This window comes from Planctomycetia bacterium, from assembly GCA_016795155.1.
GTDB lineage: Bacteria > Planctomycetota > Planctomycetia > Gemmatales > HRBIN36 > JAEUIE01.
In genome coordinates, this window is record JAEUIE010000050.1 from 39,098 (window position 1) to 63,187 (window position 24,090).

Consider the following 24,090-nt stretch of genomic DNA (forward strand, 5'->3'; position numbering starts at 1 on the left):
TCCATTTTAGTTGGTAAATACTCATCTCCACTTTATCCTTTCAGTGACAGGTATGCTAATCTATTCCATCAATATGGAGTGCAGCGATGGCGGATAAAGTTAGTGAGGCTATGGATTCCATGGCCCGCAACCTGCAGGAAAAGACAGGTAAATCGCTTGATCAGTGGGTGGCAATCGCAAAGAAGTCGGGCCTGGCCAAGCATGGTGAAATGGTGAAATTTCTCAAGACCGATCATGCTATGGGACATGGTTATGCCAACATGGTGGCCCATGCCTTACTCAATCCCGATGTGCTCAAGAAGACAGATAATGCCGAGTCTGATCTGCTCGAAAGACAATATGCTGGCGCCAAGGCCGCGCTACGTCCCATCTATGATAAGTTGCTGAAAGCAGTACAGGCCTTTGGAAGTGATGTCGAAGTCTCTCCCAAGAAAACCTATGTCAGCCTGCGCCGTTCCAAACAGTTTGCCCTGGTACAGCCCACGACAGCGACTCGTCTCGATGTGGGCATCAATCTGAAAGGCGTCAAGCCAGCGGGCCGACTGGAAGCCTCTGGCAGTTTCAATGCCATGGTGACGCATCGGGTCAGAGTGGAAGATATTAAACAGCTAGATGCAGAATTGTTCTCCTGGCTCAAGAAGGCTTACGAGTCCGCGTGAGCGCAGTGGCATCGATACCACTACAGTCATATTCTTGATACAAGCAGGTGCATACGGTAATCGACCGTGTTCATCTGCTTGTTTTTCTGAATGTTCACGGAACGGAGTGGCTGGTATGAAACTCTGGATTGCCTTTGTAATCGGTGCCGGTTTGTGCTGGGGCACGTATGTCCCGTTGATTACTCACGGCGGCAAATCGCTGGCAGCTAACCCACAGGGAATTGGCAATCGCCTGGCAGCAATTCTCTGTGTAGGCGGTGCTTATGTACTCATCGCAATTATCATTCCTATGGTGATTTTCTTTCTGAACGGCACCAGCAATTTGAAATGGACTACCAATGGAATTTTCTTTTCTTCGATGGCAGGAGTAGCCGGTGCTCTGGGTGCAGTGTGCGTGGTTTTTGCAACTGCCAATGCAACCCAGGAAGATAGACTCTACATCGCTCCAGTTATTTTTTCTCTTGCGCCAATCATCAACACGATATGCAGTTTGTTCTGGCACCCCACGACTGAAAATGCCTGGCATATTGGTCTGCCCAAAGTACCACCCGGTATGCTGTTCTATGCAGGTATCCTGATGGCAGCAGTTGGAACCTTCCTGGTGCTCTACTCCAAGGAAGCTTCGGAAGCCCCAGCAGCCAAGCCAAAACCAACAGTAGTCGAAAGTAAGCCAGCTTAGGGGGCAGTCTCAAAAAGTTATTTTCGCATTCTCGGACGAACGGGTCCGGGCTGCATCGGATTAAACGGGTTGAATTGATCGGGCATCATGGCCTGATCAATGCGCGGCAACTCGCCAAGAACAACCTCGATATTCAGACGTTCCAGTTTTCCTGGTCGTCCGGTGATGCCTCGCACTATTTCCAGAACCACGCGATCATTTGGTCGAAGTTCTCGGATATGATGACGCAATTCTTCATCATTTCGAATTGGAAATTCCTTGTCTTTGTGTTTCAGTCGAATTACCAGATCGTTGACGAGCAGCCCGGCTTTCTCAGCAGCGGAATCGGTCGCAACATTGCCAATGACTGCACCGCCAGCTACTCCTGCTTTTGATGCCAGACGTGGATCAATATTTCCCAAGCTGACGCCCAGATAGCCACGTGTAATCTTGTGTGGCGGTTTCAGGAGCGTTTCAACTACTTCCTTAACCGTGTTGCTGGGTATGGAAAAACCCACGCCATTACTTCCTGAGCTGCCATTCTGGGTTGCGATGGCAACATTGATGCCTATCACTCTTGCTTTGAGATCAAGCAGCGGTCCGCCTGAGTTGCCGACATTGATCGCTGCATCAGTCTGCAGCACTTCGGTTTCCACCTGTCGGAGTTCCGTGCGTCCCTTGGCACTGATGATGCCAGTCGTCACTGATTGCTTGAGTCCGAACGGACTGCCGATCGCAACAACCCAGTCGCCAACAGAACACAGATCACTGTCGCCCCATTCAGCCGCCACCAGGTTGTCGAAATCAGCGGCATCAAACTGAATCACTGCCAGGTCGTAGAACGGATCATGGTAGATCGCAGAAGATTCCACATACACCGTTCTGCCTGACGAGAAATTGATTCCTACCCTGTCAGCTACTTCATAGCGATCCGCCTTGGTGGGATTATGAATGACATGGCTGTTGGTGACCACATAACCCACAGGCAGGCCATCGACATCTTTCGTGATTTTGTAGATGACACCCGACCCTTCGCCTGCTTTGGCAAACCCCCGTTCGGTTTGAATGATGTTCGAGATATTAACTACCGATGGTCCGGCTTTTGCTGCCACCGCCTTGAAGGCAGAAGGCGCGATATCCAGTTTCGCAAGTTTTTCTCCAGCAGCCTGGGCTTCCGCTTTCAGGCGAGCCTCGTTCTTGCGAAATTCAAATTCAGCTTCTGCTCTCGCGTCAGCTTCACGCAACCGAATCTTCTGGGCGACATCCGAATCATTCCACTGTTTGTGCAGTATGGGAAACAGATAGGCGCCGGCGGCTATGAGCATGCCTGCGCCAAACAGAAAGCCAATAAAAAAACCTCCCGAACTGGCACGCGGTTCGGGATAGCCTGGAGCATCAAATCGTGGGTCGTAGCTCATATCTCATTCCGGTGTTAGGTTCGACACTATTATACGTCAAGGCTGGCTTCCTAGCAGGGTATGCCATGCATTGTTCCTGAACAAGTTCATTGCGTTGTCATGATTGTCTGTTATGCTGTGAAAAACACGGAGTACACGAGGTTTCCAATGAAGATGAATCGACGCGAGTTTACAAGCCTGGCTGTCACCAGTTGCCTGACCGGGAACCTGCTGGCTGGTTCCAGACCTGAACCCTGGTTCAAGATTTCACTCGCTCAATGGTCCTTGAATCGGGCCATCTTTGGCAAGAAGATCGATCCACTCGATTTTCCACGCGTAGCCAAAGAGGATTATGGAATAAATGCAGTGGAATACGTCAATCAATTTTACGTCGCTCAAAAAAACAAAGATGCCTATGTGTATGAACTGAAGAAACGGAGTAGCGATCTTGGAGTAACCAATGTACTCATCATGATTGATGGTGAAGGAGCACTGGGCGATCCGGATTCAGCAGCACAGAGCAAAGCCGTTGCGAATCATCACCGCTGGGTAGACTGGGCCAAAATGCTGGGCTGCCATGCCATTCGAGTGAATGCGGAAACTAAAGGCAAAGGCACTTTTGAAGAACAGATGAAACGGGCTGCGGATGGACTCGCCAAGCTGTGTGAGTATGGTGACAAGCAGGGCATCAACATCATTGTCGAGAACCACGGCGGACTATCATCCAACGGCAAGTGGCTTAGTGGCGTCATGAAACTGGTGAATAACCCTCGCTGCGGCACATTGCCTGACTTTGGCAACTTCTATGATTACGATCATTACCAGGGTGTAGAAGAACTGATGCCATTTGCCAAAGGTGTCAGCGCCAAATCGTATCACTTTGACGAGGCGGGCAATGAAACCAAACTGGATTACGAACGCTTGCTCAAGATTGTCAAAGCTGCAGGATACCGTCGATACATCGGCGTCGAATACGAAGGCGAAAAAATGTCGGAACCCGATGGCATTCGTGCCACGAAAAAGCTGCTGGAAAAACTGAACGCCTAAAGGAAGAGTCTGCAACGTAGCAGTGGCAGGGTTATTCGGTACTCCGAATGACCCTGTTGATTATGCAAGGACTCAGCATTCTTGCAGGGTCATGCACGAGTACAAGCATAGCCCTGCCAGGGCGAAACTGTTTTCACTGAACTATTTTCCGATGGAGCCGCGAATGCAGCTGGGATTTGTCAGTGCGATTCTACCCGATCAGACACTCGAAGAAGTGCTTGAGACAGCAAAACAATCCGGGTACGACTGCGTCGAATTAATGTGCTGGCCTCCAGGTAAAGCCAATCGACGTTATGCCGGCGTCACGCATCTGGATGTGAGCAACTTCACGGCTGTTGATGCAGAGAAAGTACATGCCTTGTGCAGCAAGCATGACATCAGCATTTCTGGTTTGGGGTATTATCCGAACCCGCTCGATCCTGATCCGGAATTGCAAGCGGTCGTCGTAGAACATTTGAAGAAAGTCATCACGGCGGCAAGTTTACTGCAACTCCCCGTGGTCAATACCTTCATCGGCAGAGACTGGAAACGCAGTATCGACGAGCAGTGGGAAACCATGAAAGCTGTCTGGCGGCCCATTGTCGATCATGCAGAATCATGTGGCATTCGTATTGCCATCGAAAACTGCCCGATGATCTTCGGTCCTAACGAGTGGCCCGGCGGGAAGAATCTCGCTAATACGCCACAGACCTGGCGCAGGCTCTTTGCGGAGTTTCCGCAATTGGGGCTTAATTTCGACCCGTCACACCTGGTCTGGCAGATGATCGATATCCCTCGCGCTATTCGGGAATTTGGCAGCCGCATTATTCACGTACATGCCAAGGATGCCCGGATCGATGCAGATGATTTGTACGAGCAGGGCGTGATGGGCCATCAATGGCATACCCCCAAGCTGCCCGGAATGGGAGATGTCAACTGGGGAGCTTTCTTCGGCGCGTTGACCGATGCTGGTTTCCAGGGCGCAGTCTGTGTCGAAGTAGAAGATCGCGTGTTCGAGAAAACACTGGAAGATCGAAAACGGTCACTGGTTCTCAGCCAGCGTTTTCTGAGTCAATATGTTGCATGAGCTTACAGTGGAGCAGGCAAATCCCGTTTGCTGAACCGCCAGGTTGCGAACAGGTAACCTGCCGCTGCCACACCTAAAAGAACAGCCAGTGCAGGTACCTGCACACCGGCAACGGGCAAATTCCATTGATTTTTGAGAATCGCATATTGCGGCTGATAATAGTAAAAGATGGAAAGCGGTCGATAGGGAGCCAAGCCATCCCATAACTGCCCAAACAGATTCAGCAGCGACATGAACAGGACAATGCCAAATGACCAGGCAAGTACTCGCCATCGTGATCGACCGACAGAAGAAATGGCATAGGTGATACCACCCAGGGCCAGCGACAGACTTAGCGCTAATAGTGCTGCCTTCCAGTATTCTGAAAGATCAGCACTAGGCAGCGGGACTATCATCTTGCCCAGCCAGGTGCCGAGCAACATGCACAACACCAGCCCCGTCATGGTAGTCAGGTCTACCACAAGATGCGTCAGGACAATGCGCCAACGTGCTACTGGTTGCGAGATGAGCAGTTCCATCGTACCTCGTTCAATCTCGCCCGCAAGAGCCGATGCGCCCCGACCCAATGCCCAGATCATCAAGATAGTTTGAGGCAACGGGTGCACATAGCCGACACTGAGCAGATCGCTGGTTTTGGAGACATCCACCGACTCGCCGCCGAGAACCGCCTGGAACAACTTGCCGGAACCTTCAAAGACGATGGCATAGAGATCTTTGGCCGAAATCTTCTTCAAGATAGCAGGCAGCACTTCAACCGTAACGCGGTCAGTGATCTTGACCCAGAAACCTTCAAACAGAGTAAGCAGAAACGCAGCGCCAAACCAAGGCCAGCGGATGTCGCGAAGTATCTTGAAGTAAAGCGAAACGTTCATGTCAATCCTCAGTGCCATTGGCATGGTATTTCTGATAAATGCCACTCAAGCCTTCTGGTTCAATTCGTAACTCAGAAACACCATGTTGAGCTAGCCATGCAAGAAGCGGCTGCAATTCACCGCGTAGATGAATCTGCCAGCATAAGTCGTTTTTCTCTGCAGAAATGCCTGCAGGCAACGGTTGCGTAGGCTGCTCCTTGAACATGACAATCACTTTGCGCAGGCTCTGAATTTCATCCAGCGATTGCTGATGCACCAGCTTGCCAAGCCGCAAAATGCCCACGCGATGACAAACCGTTTCCACCTCGTGCAACACATGGGAAGAAAAGAGAATAGTCTGGCCACGATCGCGTGCTTCCTTGATCTGTTCGAGCAATTCATCCCGCATCGTAGGGTCAAGGGTATTCGTAGGCTCATCCAGAATAGCCAGTGGTGTGCGTGCGAGAATAACTGCCATCAAGGCGATTTTCCGCTTCATCCCAGAAGAAAGCTGAGCCAGTGGCCGCTTGATATCAATGTTGAATCTTTTGCTGAGCAACTCGATGTCGCCGGAAAAAGGTTGGCGACGAAGCCCGGCAAGAAACCGGAGTAACTGCACACCGGTGAGGTTATCGTAAAGCCGCAATTCACCTGGAAGATACGATACGAGTTCTCGAACTTCCAGGCTGTGCTTCCAGCAATCGAGATCTTGAACACAGGCCTGACCGTTGGTGGGCTTCAACATGCCCAGCAGGATACGGATCGCAGTTGACTTGCCTGAACCGTTGGGTCCCAGCAAGCCGTAGACTTCGCCGGGAGCAATGGAAAGATCGAGTTGATCCAAAGCACGGTGCCGTCCATAATCCTTGGTGAGTCCGGTTGTGTGTACCAGTGGTCGCATCATCCTGGAAGGCTTCCGTAATCTATTGGAATCGATATCTTATGAGGGCGTTCTTGCCATTGCCAACTCGAACAGGCAACTACCTGACGACTGGTCTTGCCTCGATATCCGAGGTTGTGCATAATGCGGCGAACAAGATTTAGCCAAGGAAGGCTGCATGGTCGTGACAGTTAAAGTACAACCGGCATTGTTAGCTGGTTTAACAGCGGCGTTTGCTTCGTCTTCTGAATGCCTGCTGATATCATCACGCACACAACCGGGATTGTTCCCAGCCACTGCAGTTGGCAAGGCGGCAGCCAAGGCTGCTCAGGAAGCAGGCTGGCTGAATGTGGTACGCTCTGAGACTAAGGGAAAATCCCTCAATACCTATGTCAGTTTATCACAAGCTGGAATGGAGTATTTGTTAACTCAGAACAATCCCAAGCCGTTGCTGGAAGCCATTCAGACACAATTACATCAATTGGAATCAACACACTCCGAACTGCGTAAGCAACTGCAAAACTGTCAGCTACAAATCGAGACCCTGCGAAGCAAAACCGAGCAGTTGGAACGGCTTGCAGGTTCAACCGTTACACATGAAAAAGTTACCATGCCCGATTGGGAATCCACGATCAGTGGTTACCTGATGAATCGACAAGTTTCCAGGCCTGCGGAAGACTGTCCTTTGACGGAATTGTACCAGCATGCCAAGCAGCAGATGCCGCAATTGAGCGTGGGTACATTCCATGATGGCATTCGCCGGCTACAGGCCAGGCACGAAATCGATTTACAACCCTGGACCGGTTCCCTGCATGAATTGCCGCAACCCGAATTGGCTCTGATGCAGGGGCATTCCGTAGCCTATTATGCCAGTCCGCGGGGATAGCAGACCACAACATTACTTGAATCGGCAAGCGAAGAGGATGTCACATGCCAGCAGTTCAAGATCGACCGGTAACGTCACGCGCCATCCAGCTTTTGCGCAAAGCAGGGAATCCCTTCCGCAATTACTTTGCAAGACATCCCGATGACGATGTCTGTTCACGCTACCATGTGGCAGAACTCTATGCCCGTGAGCGTGAACAACTGCTTGCCGTGGTTGATCTCTATCGCCACGATCCCAAAACCCATTCGGAAATCGTGCCGGTCCTTGGAAATAAGGGTGCGGGCAAAACGCACTTGCTCCATTCGCTCAAACATGGACCTACGCAAGGCTGGCAACTGGTGGTAACGCCAGGAACCTATCAGAAAGGCACCGACTTCCCTGAGTATGTTCTCTTTCAGATCATCGATACGCTGCTGACGGGTGGCAAGCAAAAAGGCAAACGCCCCCTCGAATTCATCGGCGAAGAACTCACCAGGCGCCACCTGGTGCAGACCCTCGAAGCCATGCCGACAAGTGAGCGAATGAATTACTTTGGAAACGCAAGCCTGGCTCGTTGGGTGCGCAAGCTTGGACTCGGACAAGCACAGGCTGAGGAAAGATACCAGTGGCTTCTGGAAACATTGCGCAAACCGCATGGCATGCCCATTCGACAAGCCTGTCAGGAAGCACAGCTTGACCTACAGAAGATCAGCGATGCAATTACTCAGCATGTGGACAACACGGAATCACGTGCCACCCTGGGGATGATGCGTCGCCGCATCATCCAGGGGTTTGTCCTCTCTGCGTTGATGCAGCAGGAAACAGTGCTCGCAGATTTTCTCACCGATGGCTTTGCCCGACTCGATTTTCAGGTGCGACCGGGCAGACAGGATCTGGTGCTGTCCCTCTTTAAGGCTTTGATGGATATCATGTTGTCGCTGAAAGTGCCTGTCGTCGTTGCGTTCGACCAGTTGGAAGACCTGTTGCTGGTGCGTCGAAACGAAGATGCTCATAAGATCAGCGAATCGTTCTTTGCTGGCATTGTGCAGTTGATGCATCGGATAGATGGACTCTGCTTCCTGGTCTTTGCGGAACGAGGCTTGTGGAACCGATTCGTTCCCAGCCTCGATGGCTACATACAGGATCGCCTCAACAATCCGATACACTTGCCCAAGTTTGGAACAATTAAAGCACTGCGACTTGAACCGCCTGCACCGTACCTCGTCTGGCAGGTGGTAGCGGCTCGTCTAAAGCCGGCTCTCGAGGAACTCGGGCAGGATGTAAAACAATGTACCGCTATCTTTCCATTCACCGATGACCAGGTAACCCGTGTTGCCAAAACCGAACCAACCCTGCGCGACATGTTGCAGCAGTTCAGGCATCTGTTCGATTCACTGATCTATGGCAGCACGCCCGTCACTATGGTGGAACAGGATGCCCCAACCGTCAAGGAACTGCCTGTTCCAGAAGTGATGCCACCCCAGGTGAAGAGTATCGTCGCTGTGGAAACGCCTGCGAATCCCGTTTTCCCACCTCTTAAGGATCAGTATCCTCCTGTGGCCAGGCAGATTGCTACGCGAGACGCTATCGATCTGGGCTTGTGGCCTGCTCAGGGTTCAGCTTTTCCGATTAATGCCGAGAAACCTGTTGAAATCTGCAAGCCTGCGAAAGTGGAAGAACGAACAGTAAAGTCTTCCGTTCAGTCGGTTCCCGTCAATTTGGTGGAAACCTGGCGAGAAGAATGTGTTGCTGCTGTGGCGAAGTTAAGTCCCGAAGGAGCATTGACTGGTGCTGCACGTGAACTGCAATCCGGACTGGGAAGTATGCTGCTGGCCTGTCAGGATCAGGGAGTAAAACTGGGACCTTGGCGAGTTACTCACGTGGTGCCGGAACTCAGCTTTGGCGATCACCCCAGTTACGGTGTCATTTCCATTATCCACTGGGCAGGCAAGGCCGGGAAAACCTGGCGATTGGGGATCGGCCTGTTCCTGGGGCGAGGGCCGGGTAAGCCTCGTGACCTGGCAGTGAAACTGAGCGCCTTTGACGACGAACCCTGTGTGATTGATCAGCTGATTCTTCTGCGGCCCTCGGATGACACTTCCATCACCGGCAAAAGTAAAACACTGTGGGATGAATCGGCCAGCAGAGGTCGTATCTCCCGACTGGAATCACTCGATCTGGAACACTTTGCCTGGCTCTATGCTTTTCCACGCTGGCAGTCAGCGCTTGCAGATGCCCAGGCAGGTTCCACCTTACCGCCACTAACAGATTTCCTGCAGGATCAGTTGCACGATCTGCTCATCCAACTCTGTCTGCCAGCGCAGGAGTAAAGCTTGGGTTTCATCTTTTTCGAAGGGTTTGGGGTGAAGGGTTCTTATTGTGAACGCTGCCAGTCTCCCGATTTGCCACCCGATTTGGAATCGAGTTGTATCTGCGATATGACCATACTCTTGTCATATGATTTGCACATGTCGTAAATGGTAAGCGCTGCAACACTGACCGCGGTGAGGGCTTCCATCTCAACCCCGGTGCGGCCCACTACCTTAGCCTCTGCTGTAATGCTGATCTTGCTTGGTTCAACAAAACTGAAATCGATACTGACACCAGTCAATGGCAACGGATGGCACAAGGGGATCAGTTGTCCGGTTTGCTTGGCTGCCATGATGCCTGCCAGCCTGGCTACTTCGATCACATTGCCTTTGCTGAGTGAATGGTTCTGAATCAGTCGCCATGTCTCTTCCTGCATCTGCACCTGCCCACTGGCCCGTGCGATGCGCACCGTTTCGCTCTTGGCGGACGTGTCCACCATTCGGCTGGCGCCCTGTTCATCAAAATGAGTCAGTGACATGTAGATTATCCACGAAACAGATGTGGCACAAAGCGGCTGGTGTTCTGGGTCACCAGTCCATCATCCTCACGAACGCCAATTCCACATGCATAGCCGTTGACCAGCCAGGAACCAATCACTGCAGTGTTGCCATCAAATCGCCCAGGCGGCTGGAATTCCTGATAGACCCATAGCCCTTCGTCATAAGTGCCATCAGTTTGAGCCACGACGTAATCATCATCAAGGATGGTGACGTTAGCTCCTTCGCGCCCTCGTGCCGGCTTGCGTACCATCACGACATCATTAATTGGCTGCCAACTGGCGCGCAGCAGATAAGGATGATCGGGATACATTTCCCAAAGGATCGGCAACAGACCTTTGCCACTCAGTAACACCTTCCAAGCCGGTTCCAGCCATTTGGTGCTGGCTGTCGGAATGTGTTGTCCGAAGGCTTCCGTCATCAGCCATTCCCACGGGTACAGCTTGAACATGTTGAGTATGGGCTGGTTCTTGACATCAACAAATGTCTGGTTTTTATGGTTCCAGCCGATCTCTTCCACGGGAACAGGCACTGTAGTGATGCCTGCCTGCTGGGCCACATCCATCATGTAGCCAATAGTCAGCTCATCTTCGTCCTGTCCTTTCATGCACGAAAAATGGACAGGGTTTTGCAGGACGGTTTCCTGAGCATAACGCTGCCATGCTTCAATCAACCTTTCGTGGATGGAATTAAACTGGTCATCACTCGCGTGTGTTTGTTCCAGCCATTGCCACTGTACGACGGCAGCTTCCATCAGCGAGGTGGGAGTGTCTGCATTGAATTCGAGCAGTTTGGGTGTTCCGGAGCCATCAAAGAGAAAATCGAATCGGCCATAAATGGTATGGGCATCCCGTTCCCAGCTTTGCTTGACATAATTCACGAAATGCTCTGGCACCTGCAATTCAGCAAAACGATCCTGGCCGATGATGTAATCCACCGCAGCCAGGCACATGCGATCGAGTTCCTGAGTCGCTGACTCGAGCGTGTTGATTTCCTGCGAGGTGAACTGGTAATAGACCGACTCATCCCAATAGGGTGAACCATCATCAAGGGTATGATAAATCAGGCCGACTGATTCCAGTTGACGTTGCCAGTTGGATCGAGGGGAGGCGGGAACCCGTTTCATCAGCTGGAGCCTCCCGACGCGTGAGCCCCACCGGAAGATCCAAAACCGCCTCGGCTGACCGATCCTCCGGAAGAAGGCGCTCCGCTGCTACGGCCTGAACTGGAACCGCCGGCAAACGAGCGTCCACCACCGCCAGTACTCGGCGTGTAAGGTCGCGGTGTGGAGCTATACCGTGATGGCGGAGAATAGGGCCGCGATGTTCCAGTGGTTGACCGGCTCAGCATGTATCCCCACAGGAACCAGCCAATGCCGGGGCCATGATGATACCGGTAATGCGAGCGTGTGGAATGCCCCGGTTGAGTTGACTTGGCCAGCCCTGATTCATGCCGTGTGACATCAGCCGTTTCAACAGCCTGGTCCATAACGTAACCGAGGCGCGACGCATTGAGCGGTGCAGATAGTCCAGTTCCAGGCCCCGCAGCAAGCATTCCAGCAGCCTGCAGAAAGGCATCAGAAACAACGGCTCCGGTTCCCGCAGCGACCGCCTTGCGTGCCAGGATGGGATCGACATTGGGAAAATCCGCGTTTTGCTGTTGATCATCGCAGCCGCCACAACCTCCCACGAGTAAGGAAGCTGTGCCCAGCAGTGCCAGTTTGACCACGCGCGATCGCTTACGAGACATCTTGAATTTTCCCCGGTACATCAGGTAACCAACTCAGACTATTCTAGCCTATGGCAGCGGCCATGATGATGCTGATTCCAATAACTACCGCCCCAGCGAGGATGGCTGCGGCAATATTGGATTTTGAGGTTATTTCCCCACCCAGGTCACCAGGCGTGATCCAGTCAAACAGCTTGAAGCCGGCAACCGCCATCAAAATGCCAACCGCACCAAACAACACTGCGGAAAGCAATGCTTCGTACATATTGGTGGGATGCCACACTTCTGCAAAGAGACTCAACATGGGTTGATCCTTGATGGATTGAAAGTTATTCGTTCGCAGCATAACCAATATTATGGCGTACATCTAGAAAAAAGGCACATTATAATAATGCCATCTTTCTCACAGCCATGCACTACATATTCGCTGGGCATGGAAACCCTATATTGAAATGATCCATGGGAGAAATGCCGATGTTTCGTGCCCTATTGAGTTTAGCCATCTTCTCAACTCTATTCGCAACGATTGAGGCTCAGGATAAACAGAAAGATTCTCCCCTGGTGGCACGCACGAGAAAAAAACTCGATACGAAGATAACTGTGAGCTTTACCGATGAACGCCTGAAGGATGTTGTCAGCGAATTGGAGAAAGAAGCTGAAGTGAAGTTCCGCCTCGATACCAAAGGCGGCGTGTCGCAGAATATGAGCTTCACCTACAAAGCCGAGGATAAGCCGTTGAAAGAAGTGCTGGCAGAAATGTTCAAAGGCAAAGGTCTCGGCTACGTCATCCACCGCAAGCAGAACAACAACGACCGCTATGAAGGGTACATTGATATCGTGCAAGGCGACCAGCGCGGCGATGATAAGAAGCCATAATTGTTTCCAAATTGTTGTGACATTTCTCTATTTCATTGGTGAGTTATGCTTTTACTCCTTCTGACCATCATTTCGTTCAGTTCTGATGCCTTGGTATTGAAATGGCAATTCAAACAGAATGACACCTTTCGCTACGAAACTACAAGCCGATTGACTCAATCCGTTCGTGTCAAGGAGCAGGAGTACAAGCAGGATAATGTTCATATAGCGGTAATGAAATACACCGTTCAATCTGTTGAAGCGGATGGCTCACTGAAGCTGGAGCAGATCATCGAATCAATGAAGGCGACGAATCCGGATGGAAGTGCATCGCCAGGTAACAATGCGATTTACAATCAGTTACAGGGTGTTGCCCTCACGATGAAGCTGAACCCGAAGTTTGAAGTTACCGAACTCGAAGGTTACGATCTTCTATTGAAAAAACTGGCAGGAGATGATCCCAGCTTGCGGCGCGTGGTCCATGCTCTGTTTTCGGAAGAACACTTCAAGCAGGCAGTGCATCAGGCTTTTGGGGTTGTTCCGCAAAAAGAAGTGCCTGCTGGGTTCCAATGGAATCGCAAATCAGAAACATCAATTGGTCCGCTGGGAAGCGTACAGGTTAATCTGCAGATGACCGCTGTGGGCATGAAAGACTTTGAATCGAAGAAACTGGTCAAGATTACTTATAAGCCAACTCTGGTATATCATCCTGCTACATCCGAAGCTTCAAATCCTGAAATGAGCATTACTAAGGGAACTGTACAATTGCAGGAAAGTGACGGAATAGCCTATTTTGATCCGAAAGCGGGAAGGTTATACCACTCGACATTGAAATTGAAGATGACAGGCGAATTAACAGGGAAAATATCAGGCCAGGAAGTTCCTATTCGATTTGATCAAACACAAACCATTGAAATGCGAATCAAATAATGAGTATGATGGGCTTGGCATCAACCGGGACAGACACACTATGAAACAGGCTTTTCGATTTGCACATGAAGGCCCGCTACTGATTATGTCTGCTGCAATCGTGGCAGCCGTGGGTGTACCTGCCTGGCAGTGGATTTCCACGCATGATATCAGCGATGCCACCATCAAACGCATGTCCCGATTGCTTCTGGGGCCTGAACAGTTTCTCTGCTATTTCTGCTTTTGCTGGGCCATGCTGATTCTCTGGACTCGATGGTGGGAAATGGGACGGCAGCGACGACCATTCCAGGTGGAGTTGCTTCCTCCTGAAGAAGATTACCGTCTGCTGCCTGAGGATGCCAGGCTCTGGCAACGACGCATTCAGCGTCAATCGCTTTCGGGCGGTCAGCCAACACTACTTGGGAAACTGATTGACCTGGCATTGTTACGGTTCGCCAGTTGCCGGTCTCCTGCTGAAGTAGCAACAGCGATTCGCGAATCCTCCGACCTGGCTCAGAATCGATTGGTGACTTCGCTGTCTCTCGTGCAGTACCTCGCTTGGGCAATTCCTGCATTAGGGTTCATTGGCACTGCACGCGGTATGGGAATGGCATTAGCTGCAGCGCCTTCTCTAGGCAGCAATGAAGCGGTTCAGCAGTTTCTCGATCAGACAACACGAAGTCTGGGTTTTACTTTCGATTGCACGCTGGTGGCGTTGTCACTCAGTGTGGTCCTGATGTTTTTCATTCATCTGCAACAGCGATCAGAAGAGCAACTGGTTCTTGACGCACAACAGTTCTGTCTCGAACGATTGCTGGTCAAGTTAGTGAATATCGATTCGATACTCCCCGCAGCCCCAGAAAAGCTGGTTGGCGTACCTGTGAAAGATGTACCGCCCGCAGCGCCACCTTTGCCTGGAAACACCAGTCTAGGCCGGGAACGAGTGACAAGAGATTTTGGCCACGGTCTGGGCGGTTTGTCCTGATATTCCGTTTCATCCAGTAGTTTATCTTTTATACTGCCTTTATCTGTTTCATTGAGGTGTTTATGCCTGACTGGCTCTTTGCATTGATTTCATTGACGGCCATGGAAATTGTGCTCGGCATCGACAATATCATCTTCTTGACCATCCTGGTGGGCAGGCTGCCTGCACATCAACAGACCATTGCCAGGCAGTTAGGTTTAGGCGCAGCACTTGCATCGAGATTGTTGCTGTTGTTCGCGCTCGCCTGGCTTGCCAGCATGACCACGCCTATCTTCAGTTGGACCGACATAGGCATTCCAGGAAGCTGGCTCAGACCTGAACTCAAGGAAGTGGTCGATGAACGTGACAAGAACTTGATGAACAAAGACATTCATGGTACCGAAGTCGCACTGACTCCTGCGATGGCTGAAGCCATTTTCGAACAGCGTAACCAGGTTTCCTTGCGAGACATCGTGCTGATTATTGGTGGGTTGTTTCTGATTGTCAAAAGCACCATGGAGATTTCGCACAAACTGGAAGAAGCTCGTCGCGGAGAAGAACACGCTCCACCACGCGTCAGTGGGTTCATGTCGGTTATTGTTCAGATTGCGATCATCGACATTATCTTCTCCCTCGATTCTGTCATTACTGCTGTAGGTATGGCGAAGCAGGTCTGGGTTATGGTGGTGGCTATGGTGACTGCCGTAGTCGTAATGCTCCTGGCAGCTGCCCCCATCGGCAACTTTGTTTCCAGGCATCCCACCATGAAGATGCTGGCGCTTTCCTTTTTGATCCTGATCGGTGTTATGCTCCTGGCTGATGGGTTCGGTCAGCACATCGACCGTGGCTATATCTACTTTGCCATGGGCTTCTCGGTGCTCGTTGAATTGCTCAACTTGAAATTGAGGAAGTCGTAAACGGGCTTCAGTTATTGGCAAAGCTATCCGATAACGATAATGCAAGATTGTTGTTACGGTGAAACCATGCCCGCTGAAGCCAGATTCGGCCTTGTGATTGCCATTGCACTGATTGTGACTGTTGCTATTTTCTTCAGGCCGGTTGAAAACACAGGATTTACTAACGCTGTTCCCACCTCCAGTGATAAAGAGCCTCGAATTGTACAAGGCCAAACGACTTCGTTTGCCAAGTAGTCGCTGTTAACTCACTTGACCTCGTTGGCTATTACCGTTATTTCGAGACTTGCTAACTGTGGCAGGGTTATGCTTGTACTCATGCATGACCCTGCGAGAATGCGGTGTGCTGCACTGTTTGCAGGGTTAATCGGTTAGCAAGGCAAGGAGTTCACGGGATGGCCCAGGCATTGAATTCGTCAACTTCCGAGAAGAGTGCTTTTCAATTGGGTTGGCAGGGAATCGGCATCATCCTGTTGTATGGTGTCACACTTCTCATCGGCTATCATCTCAGTCAGCGCACTCTTACGATGCATGAAGTCATCTTCGCACAACCAGCCAAGGAAATGCTGGCGAGTGGCGATTTTCTGGTGCCCCGCGTTGGTGGTGTCGTGTTTGGCGACAAACCTCTTTTGACCATGTGGCTGATGGCGGCATCGATCGAACTCACTGGCAGTCTGGATGAATGGGTGGTTCGCTTGCCCAGCAGCCTGGCTGCATTACTGACTGCTGTAGTCATTGGCATGACAGCGGCTCGCTGGTTTGGTAAACGCGTTGGCATTCTCGCTGGTCTTGCTCAGTTGACGAGTTACTACGTGCTGCAGATGGCAACACTCGCAGAGTCAGACATGCTGCTAATTTGCTCGGTGACACTTGCCATTTGCTTTTTCGCCTGGGTGCAGATTCCCAGCCCCATCGGGCAAGTGCAGGGGAGATGGACACCCTGGGTGTTCGGGTTTCTGGTCGGTCTGACATTCATGATCAAAGGCCCGATTGGAGTTGTCTTCATTGGACTGACGGTTGGCTCGTGGATGGTGCTGAACCGCCAATGGTCGCTGTTACGATTCTTCTTTCATCCGGGCGGCTTGCTGGTGTTTCTGCTGATGGCTTTGCCCTATCCACTTTTATCAGGTTTGCGATATCCACCCATTCTGGATGAGTGGTTGCTGCACAACTGGGGGCGATTTAAGGGCGACTTGACGCAGGTGGAGAACAGGGAACCACTCTGGTTTTACTTTCTGAATCTGCCGATGGTCTTGCTGCCCTGGACACCGTGTCTGATTATCGCATTGATGGATCGCAAAGTGTGGAAGCATCCGATGGTCTGGCTCGCACTGTGCTGGTTCCTTCCTGGAGTTTTGTTTCTCAGTTGTTCTGCCTGGAAATGGAAGCATTACATGTCGCCATTGCTTCCTGGGCTGACCATCATAGCTGCAGTGGGTCTGGAAAGATGGCTCTATGTCACCAGCCAGGTTTTGCAGCGCTACTGGCGACCTCTCATGCTGGGAACGCTGCTGCTTGGCATTGCAGGCGTGGCAGTAATTTACAAAACTAATCCCCTCGGAGAGTTACCGATTGCTATTCTGGTGAGTGTGGCCTCGATCAGTGCCATGGTCGTGATGGAACTGAATTACAGAAAGTTGCATCGCTGGTCAGTTCCTGCGCTATTCACCATGATCTGGATGATGATTGCCGGTGTGTTCATCTGGGTACTGCCTGTGCATGATCATTGTCGGGTGCAGGTGGAATTTGCGGATAGAATCAACCAGAGACAGGAACTCGATAAGCCGTTGCACCTGGTAAATTTGAGCTATCACCAGATCATTTACTATCTGAAGAAACCCATTGTACGTCTCGATAAGATCAAGCAGTTTCAATCGCTTGCTGAGCATATCGACGATGATAAATATGTGCTGATTAAGCAGAAGGACATCAGTGAGATTCAGTCACTGGGCATGGTGCAACCCCTCGATAGCTGCCCTAATACACGCAGAAAAACAGGGCCAGGCGACAACCTGGTGCTGGTACGGCTCCAGACAGTATTACCAGCTCAATTCAATGTTAATCCATAGTATCAGGTCAGTTCCTGGAGTCGAGCCAGACCTGCCTCAGCCACCTGTCTGCCGGTGATGAATCGCCCTTCGTTGATCCACGAGCGTACCAGTTGCTTGGAGATGTTGCCCAGCAGCTTGACTTCAAGATCGAGCAGTTCTTCTTCGAGCTGTTCGAAATGAGTTGCCCAATGTCTTGCTTCAATGCTGTCCACCCGTTTATCACTTTCCCAGCGCATCCGATGAAACAGCAGCGTGGAATAGGGAGTCACCCAGCGCTTTTGGGAGGCAGCGAAAATCAGTACTGTTGCTGATGAACATTCTCCCAGCACATAACAGGTTACCTTGAGTTTGCGCAGTCGTATCAGTGAAAGGATAGCCATAGCACCATAAACGGAACCACCTGCTGAGTCGATATGGAAGATGCACTCACTGCCTGGCTTGAGTTGGATCAACTCCTTGGTGAGTTCCGCTTCCCAGTCGTCAACGTCACCAATGAGGGCGAATTCCGGGATAGTCTTCTTGCGAGATGTGGGCATAATGTCAATCTGCTGGTGTAGAAGAGCACTCTAGCGAACAGTCAGTCCTTATACAATCAAAAAGACACCATCATCAACAGAAAAGGGATGCTCTTGCGCGTTGCATTGGTACATGATTGGCTGCTGGGGATGCGTGGCGGCGAGAAAGTTCTCGAAGCGATTGCCCGAATGTATCCTGATGCTGAACTTTTCACGCTGATTGCAGACCGCCAATCTCTTTCCCCTATTCTGCAACAACGCAAGATACATACCAGTTGGTTGCAGCGACTGCCCGGTGTCAGAAGTTATTACCGGACATTGTTGCCCTGGATGCCAGGAGCCATCGAACAACTGGATGTAACGGGCTTTGACCTGATCATCAGTTCCAGTCATTGCGTTGCCAAGGGGGTGATGGTTCCCTCTGGTGCGAAACATTTGTGCTACTGTCATTCGCCTATGCGCTATGCCTGGAACCTGCAGGAACTCTATATCAGTAAAGTGCCAGCACCTCTGAGGCCAATTGTCCGAAAACAACTCGAAAAACTGCGAGAATGGGACAGGAAATCATCGGATCGGGTACATCAATTCATCGCCAATGGCAAAACAGTACAGGAACGGATTCGATCTGCATACAGCAGAGATAGCCTCATCATTCATCCGCCGGTGGATACCGATTTTTACCATCCAGACACAGAACGAAAGCGGGAAGATTACTATCTGGCTGTTTCAGCCCTGGCTCCCAACAAACGGATTGATCTCGCTGTTTTGGCATGCATGAGACAGAAAAAGAAACTGGTGATCATTGGCTCAGGCCAGGAATCGAAACGACTGCAACAGATGGCCGATCCGAATCTCATTCAGTTCCTCGGCTGGCAGTCTGATGAAGTCATCAGGGAACATTATCAGCGCTGCAAAGCATTGTTATTCCCCGGCGAAGAAGACTTCGGAATAGTGCCTTTGGAAGCCAATGCCTGTGGAACCGCTGTAATTGCCTACGGCCACGGTGGCGCAACTGAAACCATTCAGCCTTTAGGTGAAATCGAGCGTCCAACTGGCATCTGGTTTAATGAAGCAACTGTTGATTCTCTCTGTGCAGCCATCGAACAGTTTGAGCAATCGGGTGATGCCATAGAGCCGAAAGCCTGCAGACAAAATGCACTGCATTACAGATCCGAACGCTTCACTGATACCATGCAGCAGGCAGTCAAGACATTCATGTCATGAGTAGGCCAGTCACCGACACGTTCTGCTGGTCAGGCATAGAATAATGAGCATCAACTTTCACTGGACTGGGGTATGGAAACAAATACGCACGTGACCAGTTGGCAGGATCGACTGCAGCATATTGTCGATACCATGCGGGAAATGAGTCTGCATGGCGATCCGCAGGAGATGGTGCGATCGTATGGCGCCCGCATGCGGAAGCTCAGGCCAGATAATACGATTCTTGCTATCAGCCGACGTGGTCTGGAATCTCCCTGGTATCGCATCACCCGATCCAACAAGCTCGATCCCACGATCAATCCCTGGAAGCAGCCTGAGAAACTGCCGCTGTTGCAGGGTGGAATCCTCGGCGATCTGATTTATGCTGCTCAGCCAAAGATCATACAGAACTTTCATCTCAACCAGGACGATCCTGCTTATGAGTTCCTGAGCAATCACCGGTCACTCATCGCCATCCCCCATTATGATCTGGGCGAAGCCGTGAACATGGTGATCGTTCTGCGGCAAACGGCGGATGCGTTTGACCCGGATGAATTCCCTGATCAGGTTTTGATCAGCAATCTCTTTGGCCGGGCCACGCACAACCTGGTATTGCGGGAGCAGGTACAGCATTCCTTTGATGCCATTGATCGTGAATTGAAAGCCGTAGCTGCCATCCAGAGATCGCTACTGCCTAAAGAACTGCCTCAAGTTCCAGGCCTGGATCTGGCTGCGTACTATGAGACTTCTGCGCGAGCCGGTGGAGATTATTACGATTTCTTTCACTTGCCCGGCGACTTGCGAGGCATTCTGATAGCTGATGTCAGCGGACACGGTACACCGGCTGCCGTGCTGATGGCGGTGACACACAGCATTGCCCACAGTTACCCGGGCCCAGCCAAGCCCCCTGCACAGTTGCTCGAATATCTCAATCAACGACTGGTGGAAGCGTACACCAGTCAGGTGGATGCATTCGTCACCGCCTTCTATGGTGTGTATGATCCAGCTAACCGTCGCATTCAATATGCCAGTGCGGGGCATCCGGCGCCGCGGCTGAAGAGATGTTCCGATAACACCCTCATGACGCTCGATGGCGAACGGGCTCTGCCATTGGGTATCTTTCCCGATACCACTTACCAGAATCATGAAGTGCAATTGATCCCGGGCGATCAAATAGTCTTTTACACCGATGGCATTACCGAAGCCCACAACCACGCCGGACAGATGTTCGGCACAGAAAGGCTCGATGCTGTGCTCAGCAACTGTGGAATCAGCGCACAGGGGCTACTGGATGATGTTATTTCCAGCGTCAATCAGTTCACCCAGGGCCAGCAGGTTGAGGATGATCGAACCGTAGTTGTCATGAAAGTCCACTGATTCGGCTTGACCAAGTGGTATAGTCCGGTTAAACGGCATATTCCACAAGTGCTTCTTGAAGCTACTTGCACCGGCTTAACTTGCTGAGAAGTCATTCAGGCTGAATACTTTATGACGTACCCGCTGGCGACTGCTCATCGTGTCTGTGCCCGCACTGGAAAAGTGCTGCAGCCCGGTGAGAAGCACATGGTAGTTCTTCGCAACAAAGACGAAAGTCTGGCCAGGGAAGAAATCTCCATGGAAGCCTGGGCGGAACCAGGCCAGGATGCGTTTGCATGGTGGCAAACCAGCGTCCCGGATCGTCAAGCGTCATCGCGATTGATTATTGATGATGGTCTGGTGTATGATTGTTTCACCAGGCTCGAATCCGAAGGGGATGCTGTCAAAGTCAATTTCCGCTATGTGCTTGCCTTGTGGCTGCTCAGAAAACGGAAACTGAAATTTGAAGATGTCCGCAAGGATCAGGGGCAAGAATGGCTTATGCTGCGGGAAGCAAGGAATAAGAAACTCCACCGCGTTCTCGACCCGCATCTGAATGAAGAAGCCATCGGGCAGGTGCAGCAGGAAGTGGAAGCCATGTTGCAGGCTGCATGAGAATTCGGGAAAGGAAGCTATGAAGAGAGTGACATACTATTCCTGGTTTCTTCTCCTCGCCACATTGATCGTCACGAGTGCAGGTTGCAAAAGCCTCATCGGTGTGAATGAACCATCGCGTGGCAATGCTTCCTTTACCACCCCAGCCAATGCTGCTGAACTTGTCACCCATCTGAACAGAAACGCACAACCTATTCAATCGGTGGAGAGCGACGCTCTCGATATTACAGTAACCCAGAATGGTCAGCCCTTTGGTTTGAATGGCAAACTGGCATATCAGAAAGAACGTAATTTCCGCATGATCGCCAGTGCTATTGCCAGTACCGAGGCAGACCTCGGCTCCAACGATCAGGAATTCTGGTTCTACATGAAGCGGAATGATCCGCCTGATTTGTTTTTCTGTTCTTACAACGAACTTTCGCAGGCTCAAATCAAACTGCCAATTCAACCTGACTGGATTGCTGAGGCGCTCTGCGTGCAGAGCCTGAACCCGCAGGAATACGAAATGCGGGAACTTCGCAACGGCGCCTATTTTGAACTAATCAAGCGGGTCAATCATCAGGGTGAACAACTCTACAAAGGCGTGCTGATTGCAACGAGTGGCCCGAATGCCGGCCGCGTGGTGATGCATCGCCTGTTCCGTGCCAAAGGCCCCGAAGTATGGCGTGCCGAAATGCTGGAATACCAGTTGGAAAAAGATGTAGGTACCTACGCCATACCCTACCATGTCAAAATCACCTGCCCGGAGCAGAATGTCACCATCGAAATGAAACTGAAAGACTGCAAAGTGAATCAGCTTGCCGCCGGTGCTCAATTGTTCCAGCGCCCGCAAGGTTATCGTAGCCGCGACATCGCCCGCCTCCAGCCATCAGGTGTTCCTAACACTATTACCCGAGTCCGTGGCGGCGAGTGATTCTTATCCTCGCCCCTCACCCCTGAATCCTCACCCCTCTCAATAGGTTATCAATGCTTCCAGCCGTTTAATGCGATCTTCAATCGGCGGATGACTGGAAAACATCGAAGAAGATAGTGCCGAAAATTGCCTGATGGGATTCACAATATACATATGTGCCGTGCCACGGTTGGCCGTTTCCAGTACCTCGGTATCTCGTGATAACTTTCGCAGTGCACCAATCAATCCACTCGGGTTGCGTGTAAATTCAACCGCAGATGCATCTGCCAGGTATTCACGTTTTCGGCTGACTGCCAGTTGAATGATCTGAGCCAGAATGGGAGCAAGAATACTCAATATGAACGCCAGCACCACCATGATGGCGATGAAGATGGCAGCACCATCTTTTTTACTGCTGCCATCACTGGAGGTGCGATGGCGCGAAGTGCCGCCCCAGTGTGCCCCGGTACGCAACGCTCGCCAGAAGAAATCTGACAGCATGACAATGACGCCGATCAGTACTGCCAGGAGCAGCATTAGCCGAATGTCGTAATTGCGTATGTGGCCCATCTCGTGTGCAATGACGCCCTGCAACTCATCTCGATTCAGGCGATAGCGAAGTCCAGTGGTAATGGCAACAATGCCATGTGCGGGATCGCGACCAGTAGCGAATGCATTCATCGCAGTATCATCAATCAGATAAACCTGCGGCATCGGTACATTGGCCGCAATCGCCATTTCTTCCACGACATGATACAGTTCAGGGTCTTCGCCGGGCTGTAATGGCCTGGCGCCACTGACACCCAGAACAAGCGAACTGCCGTTAAAGTACGCCAATGAACAAATGAAAAAGGCGATCACAGCAGCCACCAGCCCTGCAATAACTCCGGACTGTACCTCAGCCCAGGTAGCGTTCTGTGTGGACATCGAGATGAAAGCGATTGCCAGTATGACGGCAATCGCAGCTACAAACAGAACAAAGCAGACAACAAGCACAACGCTCGCTCTCTTATTGGCTGCAATATCATCTCGGAAAGTGTGCATAGGATTTGCGCGAGAGAAAACCCGGCATGGCGAATCTATGCCGGAACTTTGCCTTCCTTAGAACTGTACTTTCGGTGCCTGATTGACAGCGGCCGCCTCTTCCGGGGCGACTTCATAAAAGCCAACCGGGCCAAAGCCGGTGAAGCCAGCTACAAGATTGTTGGGGAAACGCATCAGGGATGCGTTGTATTTTCCCACGGAGTCGTTGTAATGCTGGCGGGCAAAGCCGATTCGGTTTTCCGTGCTCTTCAGTTCTTCCTGCAACGCGAGGAAGTTCGTGTTGGCTTTCAGATCGGGATAGGCTTCTGACAAGGCAAAAAGCTGTCGCAATGCTCCGCTCAACTGGTTTTCCGCAGCAATCTGGTTGTTGATGCCCTGTGCGCCTACTGCAGCGTTTCTCGCCTGGATAACTTTCTCCAGCGTGCCTGATTCGTGCTTGGCATAGCCTTTGACAGTTTCCACCAGGTTGGGAATCAGATCGTGACGGCGTTTGAGTTGTACATCAATCTGAGCCCAGGCATTCTGGGTTTCCACGCGACCGTTCACGAGACCATTATATATCGAGATGGCGATCAGCAGCAGGACGACACCGATTCCCACGAGAATCCAGGTCCAAGGCAATTCCTGAGCCTTAGCAGCATCAGCCTGCGCCAGTAGCCATTGAGAAGTTGACAATAATGCATACATCTTGCATCTCCATGTTAATCCAGTTGATTCTTGGCATTATGCATGCCACGTAAGGTGCTGTCTAGCA

Annotated in this window: 26 protein-coding genes; 16 read left to right on the forward strand and 10 right to left on the reverse strand. The window is 51.3% G+C overall.

Annotated features, from left to right (window positions below; all coding sequences use genetic code 11):
• Positions 1-86: 86 nt before the first annotated feature.
• Complete coding sequence (locus JNJ77_16905) at positions 87-659, forward strand: DUF4287 domain-containing protein (protein ID MBL8824268.1); 573 nt, start codon at positions 87-89, stop codon at positions 657-659.
• 115 nt (positions 660-774) lie between these two features.
• Positions 775-1,338, forward strand: a complete 564-nt coding sequence (locus JNJ77_16910; protein MBL8824269.1) for a hypothetical protein — start codon at positions 775-777, stop codon at positions 1,336-1,338.
• Positions 1,339-1,355: 17 nt separating this feature from the next.
• Here JNJ77_16910 and JNJ77_16915 read toward each other — a convergent pair whose 3' ends face one another.
• The gene (locus JNJ77_16915; protein MBL8824270.1) at positions 1,356-2,735 is read right to left on the reverse strand and encodes a trypsin-like peptidase domain-containing protein; all 1,380 of its coding nucleotides are present in this window, start codon (positions 2,733-2,735) and stop codon (positions 1,356-1,358) included.
• A 153-nt stretch (positions 2,736-2,888) separates the two neighbouring features.
• On the opposite strand from JNJ77_16915, the gene JNJ77_16920 reads away from it, so the two are divergent.
• Positions 2,889-3,761, forward strand: a complete 873-nt coding sequence (locus tag JNJ77_16920; GenBank protein ID MBL8824271.1) for a sugar phosphate isomerase/epimerase — start codon at positions 2,889-2,891, stop codon at positions 3,759-3,761.
• A 163-nt stretch (positions 3,762-3,924) separates the two neighbouring features.
• Positions 3,925-4,827: a sugar phosphate isomerase/epimerase gene (locus JNJ77_16925; GenBank protein MBL8824272.1), complete on the forward strand. Its 903-nt coding sequence runs from the start codon at positions 3,925-3,927 to the stop codon at positions 4,825-4,827.
• Between the two features lie 2 nt (positions 4,828-4,829).
• On the opposite strand, the gene JNJ77_16930 is transcribed toward JNJ77_16925, so the two are convergent.
• Positions 4,830-5,699, reverse strand: a complete 870-nt coding sequence (locus JNJ77_16930) for an ABC transporter permease subunit (protein ID MBL8824273.1) — start codon at positions 5,697-5,699, stop codon at positions 4,830-4,832.
• Between the two features lies 1 nt (position 5,700).
• Positions 5,701-6,582, reverse strand: coding sequence for an ABC transporter ATP-binding protein (locus JNJ77_16935; GenBank protein ID MBL8824274.1), 882 nt, complete (start codon positions 6,580-6,582; stop codon positions 5,701-5,703).
• 154 nt (positions 6,583-6,736) lie between these two features.
• On the opposite strand from JNJ77_16935, the gene JNJ77_16940 reads away from it, so the two are divergent.
• Together JNJ77_16940 and JNJ77_16945 are read left to right on the forward strand one after the other, a co-directional pair.
• Complete coding sequence (locus JNJ77_16940) at positions 6,737-7,444, forward strand: hypothetical protein (GenBank protein MBL8824275.1); 708 nt, start codon at positions 6,737-6,739, stop codon at positions 7,442-7,444.
• A 44-nt stretch (positions 7,445-7,488) separates the two neighbouring features.
• Complete coding sequence (locus JNJ77_16945; protein MBL8824276.1) at positions 7,489-9,753, forward strand: hypothetical protein; 2,265 nt, start codon at positions 7,489-7,491, stop codon at positions 9,751-9,753.
• Positions 9,754-9,797: 44 nt separating this feature from the next.
• On the opposite strand, the gene moaC is transcribed toward JNJ77_16945, so the two are convergent.
• The 4 genes from moaC to JNJ77_16965 are packed head-to-tail and all read right to left on the reverse strand — an operon-like array spanning position 9,798 to position 12,283.
• A complete protein-coding gene (gene moaC, locus JNJ77_16950) occupies positions 9,798-10,271 on the reverse strand; it encodes a cyclic pyranopterin monophosphate synthase MoaC (protein ID MBL8824277.1) in 474 nt (157 codons plus the stop codon).
• 5 nt (positions 10,272-10,276) lie between these two features.
• Positions 10,277-11,416, reverse strand: coding sequence for a glutathionylspermidine synthase family protein (locus JNJ77_16955; protein ID MBL8824278.1), 1,140 nt, complete (start codon positions 11,414-11,416; stop codon positions 10,277-10,279).
• Positions 11,416-12,039, reverse strand: coding sequence for a hypothetical protein (locus JNJ77_16960; GenBank protein MBL8824279.1), 624 nt, complete (start codon positions 12,037-12,039; stop codon positions 11,416-11,418). Before JNJ77_16960 ends, JNJ77_16955 begins: the two co-directional genes overlap by 1 nt.
• A gap of 43 nt (positions 12,040-12,082) precedes the next feature.
• Positions 12,083-12,283: a DUF350 domain-containing protein gene (locus JNJ77_16965; protein ID MBL8824280.1), complete on the reverse strand. Its 201-nt coding sequence runs from the start codon at positions 12,281-12,283 to the stop codon at positions 12,083-12,085.
• 209 nt (positions 12,284-12,492) lie between these two features.
• On the opposite strand from JNJ77_16965, the gene JNJ77_16970 reads away from it, so the two are divergent.
• The 6 genes from JNJ77_16970 (at position 12,493) to JNJ77_16995 (ending at position 17,729) form a co-directional block, all read left to right on the forward strand.
• Complete coding sequence (locus JNJ77_16970) at positions 12,493-12,894, forward strand: hypothetical protein (GenBank protein ID MBL8824281.1); 402 nt, start codon at positions 12,493-12,495, stop codon at positions 12,892-12,894.
• A 45-nt stretch (positions 12,895-12,939) separates the two neighbouring features.
• Complete coding sequence (locus JNJ77_16975) at positions 12,940-13,803, forward strand: hypothetical protein (protein MBL8824282.1); 864 nt, start codon at positions 12,940-12,942, stop codon at positions 13,801-13,803.
• Between the two features lie 40 nt (positions 13,804-13,843).
• Complete coding sequence (locus tag JNJ77_16980) at positions 13,844-14,767, forward strand: MotA/TolQ/ExbB proton channel family protein (GenBank protein MBL8824283.1); 924 nt, start codon at positions 13,844-13,846, stop codon at positions 14,765-14,767.
• Between the two features lie 62 nt (positions 14,768-14,829).
• Positions 14,830-15,663, forward strand: a complete 834-nt coding sequence (locus JNJ77_16985) for a TerC family protein (protein MBL8824284.1) — start codon at positions 14,830-14,832, stop codon at positions 15,661-15,663.
• Positions 15,664-15,729: 66 nt separating this feature from the next.
• The gene (locus JNJ77_16990; GenBank protein ID MBL8824285.1) at positions 15,730-15,897 is read left to right on the forward strand and encodes a hypothetical protein; all 168 of its coding nucleotides are present in this window, start codon (positions 15,730-15,732) and stop codon (positions 15,895-15,897) included.
• Positions 15,898-16,055: 158 nt separating this feature from the next.
• Positions 16,056-17,729, forward strand: a complete 1,674-nt coding sequence (locus JNJ77_16995) for a glycosyltransferase family 39 protein (GenBank protein ID MBL8824286.1) — start codon at positions 16,056-16,058, stop codon at positions 17,727-17,729.
• Between the two features lie 2 nt (positions 17,730-17,731).
• Here JNJ77_16995 and JNJ77_17000 read toward each other — a convergent pair whose 3' ends face one another.
• Entirely contained in the window at positions 17,732-18,247 is a 516-nt protein-coding gene (locus JNJ77_17000; GenBank protein ID MBL8824287.1) for an ATP-dependent Clp protease proteolytic subunit, read from the reverse strand.
• Between the two features lie 93 nt (positions 18,248-18,340).
• Between JNJ77_17000 and JNJ77_17005 the strand changes: the two genes are divergently transcribed.
• From JNJ77_17005 to JNJ77_17020, 4 genes are all read left to right on the forward strand, one after another.
• The gene (locus JNJ77_17005) at positions 18,341-19,450 is read left to right on the forward strand and encodes a glycosyltransferase (GenBank protein ID MBL8824288.1); all 1,110 of its coding nucleotides are present in this window, start codon (positions 18,341-18,343) and stop codon (positions 19,448-19,450) included.
• A 72-nt stretch (positions 19,451-19,522) separates the two neighbouring features.
• Positions 19,523-20,806 carry a serine/threonine-protein phosphatase gene (locus JNJ77_17010; protein MBL8824289.1) on the forward strand — a complete coding sequence of 428 codons (1,284 nt, stop codon included), beginning with the start codon at positions 19,523-19,525 and terminating at the stop codon, positions 20,804-20,806.
• 111 nt (positions 20,807-20,917) lie between these two features.
• Complete coding sequence (locus JNJ77_17015; GenBank protein MBL8824290.1) at positions 20,918-21,400, forward strand: hypothetical protein; 483 nt, start codon at positions 20,918-20,920, stop codon at positions 21,398-21,400.
• Positions 21,401-21,419: 19 nt separating this feature from the next.
• Positions 21,420-22,313, forward strand: coding sequence for a hypothetical protein (locus JNJ77_17020; protein ID MBL8824291.1), 894 nt, complete (start codon positions 21,420-21,422; stop codon positions 22,311-22,313).
• 39 nt (positions 22,314-22,352) lie between these two features.
• Here the strand turns inward: JNJ77_17020 and JNJ77_17025 are convergent, their stop codons facing one another.
• The gene (locus JNJ77_17025; protein ID MBL8824292.1) at positions 22,353-23,336 is read right to left on the reverse strand and encodes a M48 family metallopeptidase; all 984 of its coding nucleotides are present in this window, start codon (positions 23,334-23,336) and stop codon (positions 22,353-22,355) included.
• A gap of 57 nt (positions 23,337-23,393) precedes the next feature.
• Positions 23,394-24,023, reverse strand: a complete 630-nt coding sequence (locus tag JNJ77_17030; protein ID MBL8824293.1) for a LemA family protein — start codon at positions 24,021-24,023, stop codon at positions 23,394-23,396.
• Between the last annotated feature and the right edge of the window lie 67 nt (positions 24,024-24,090).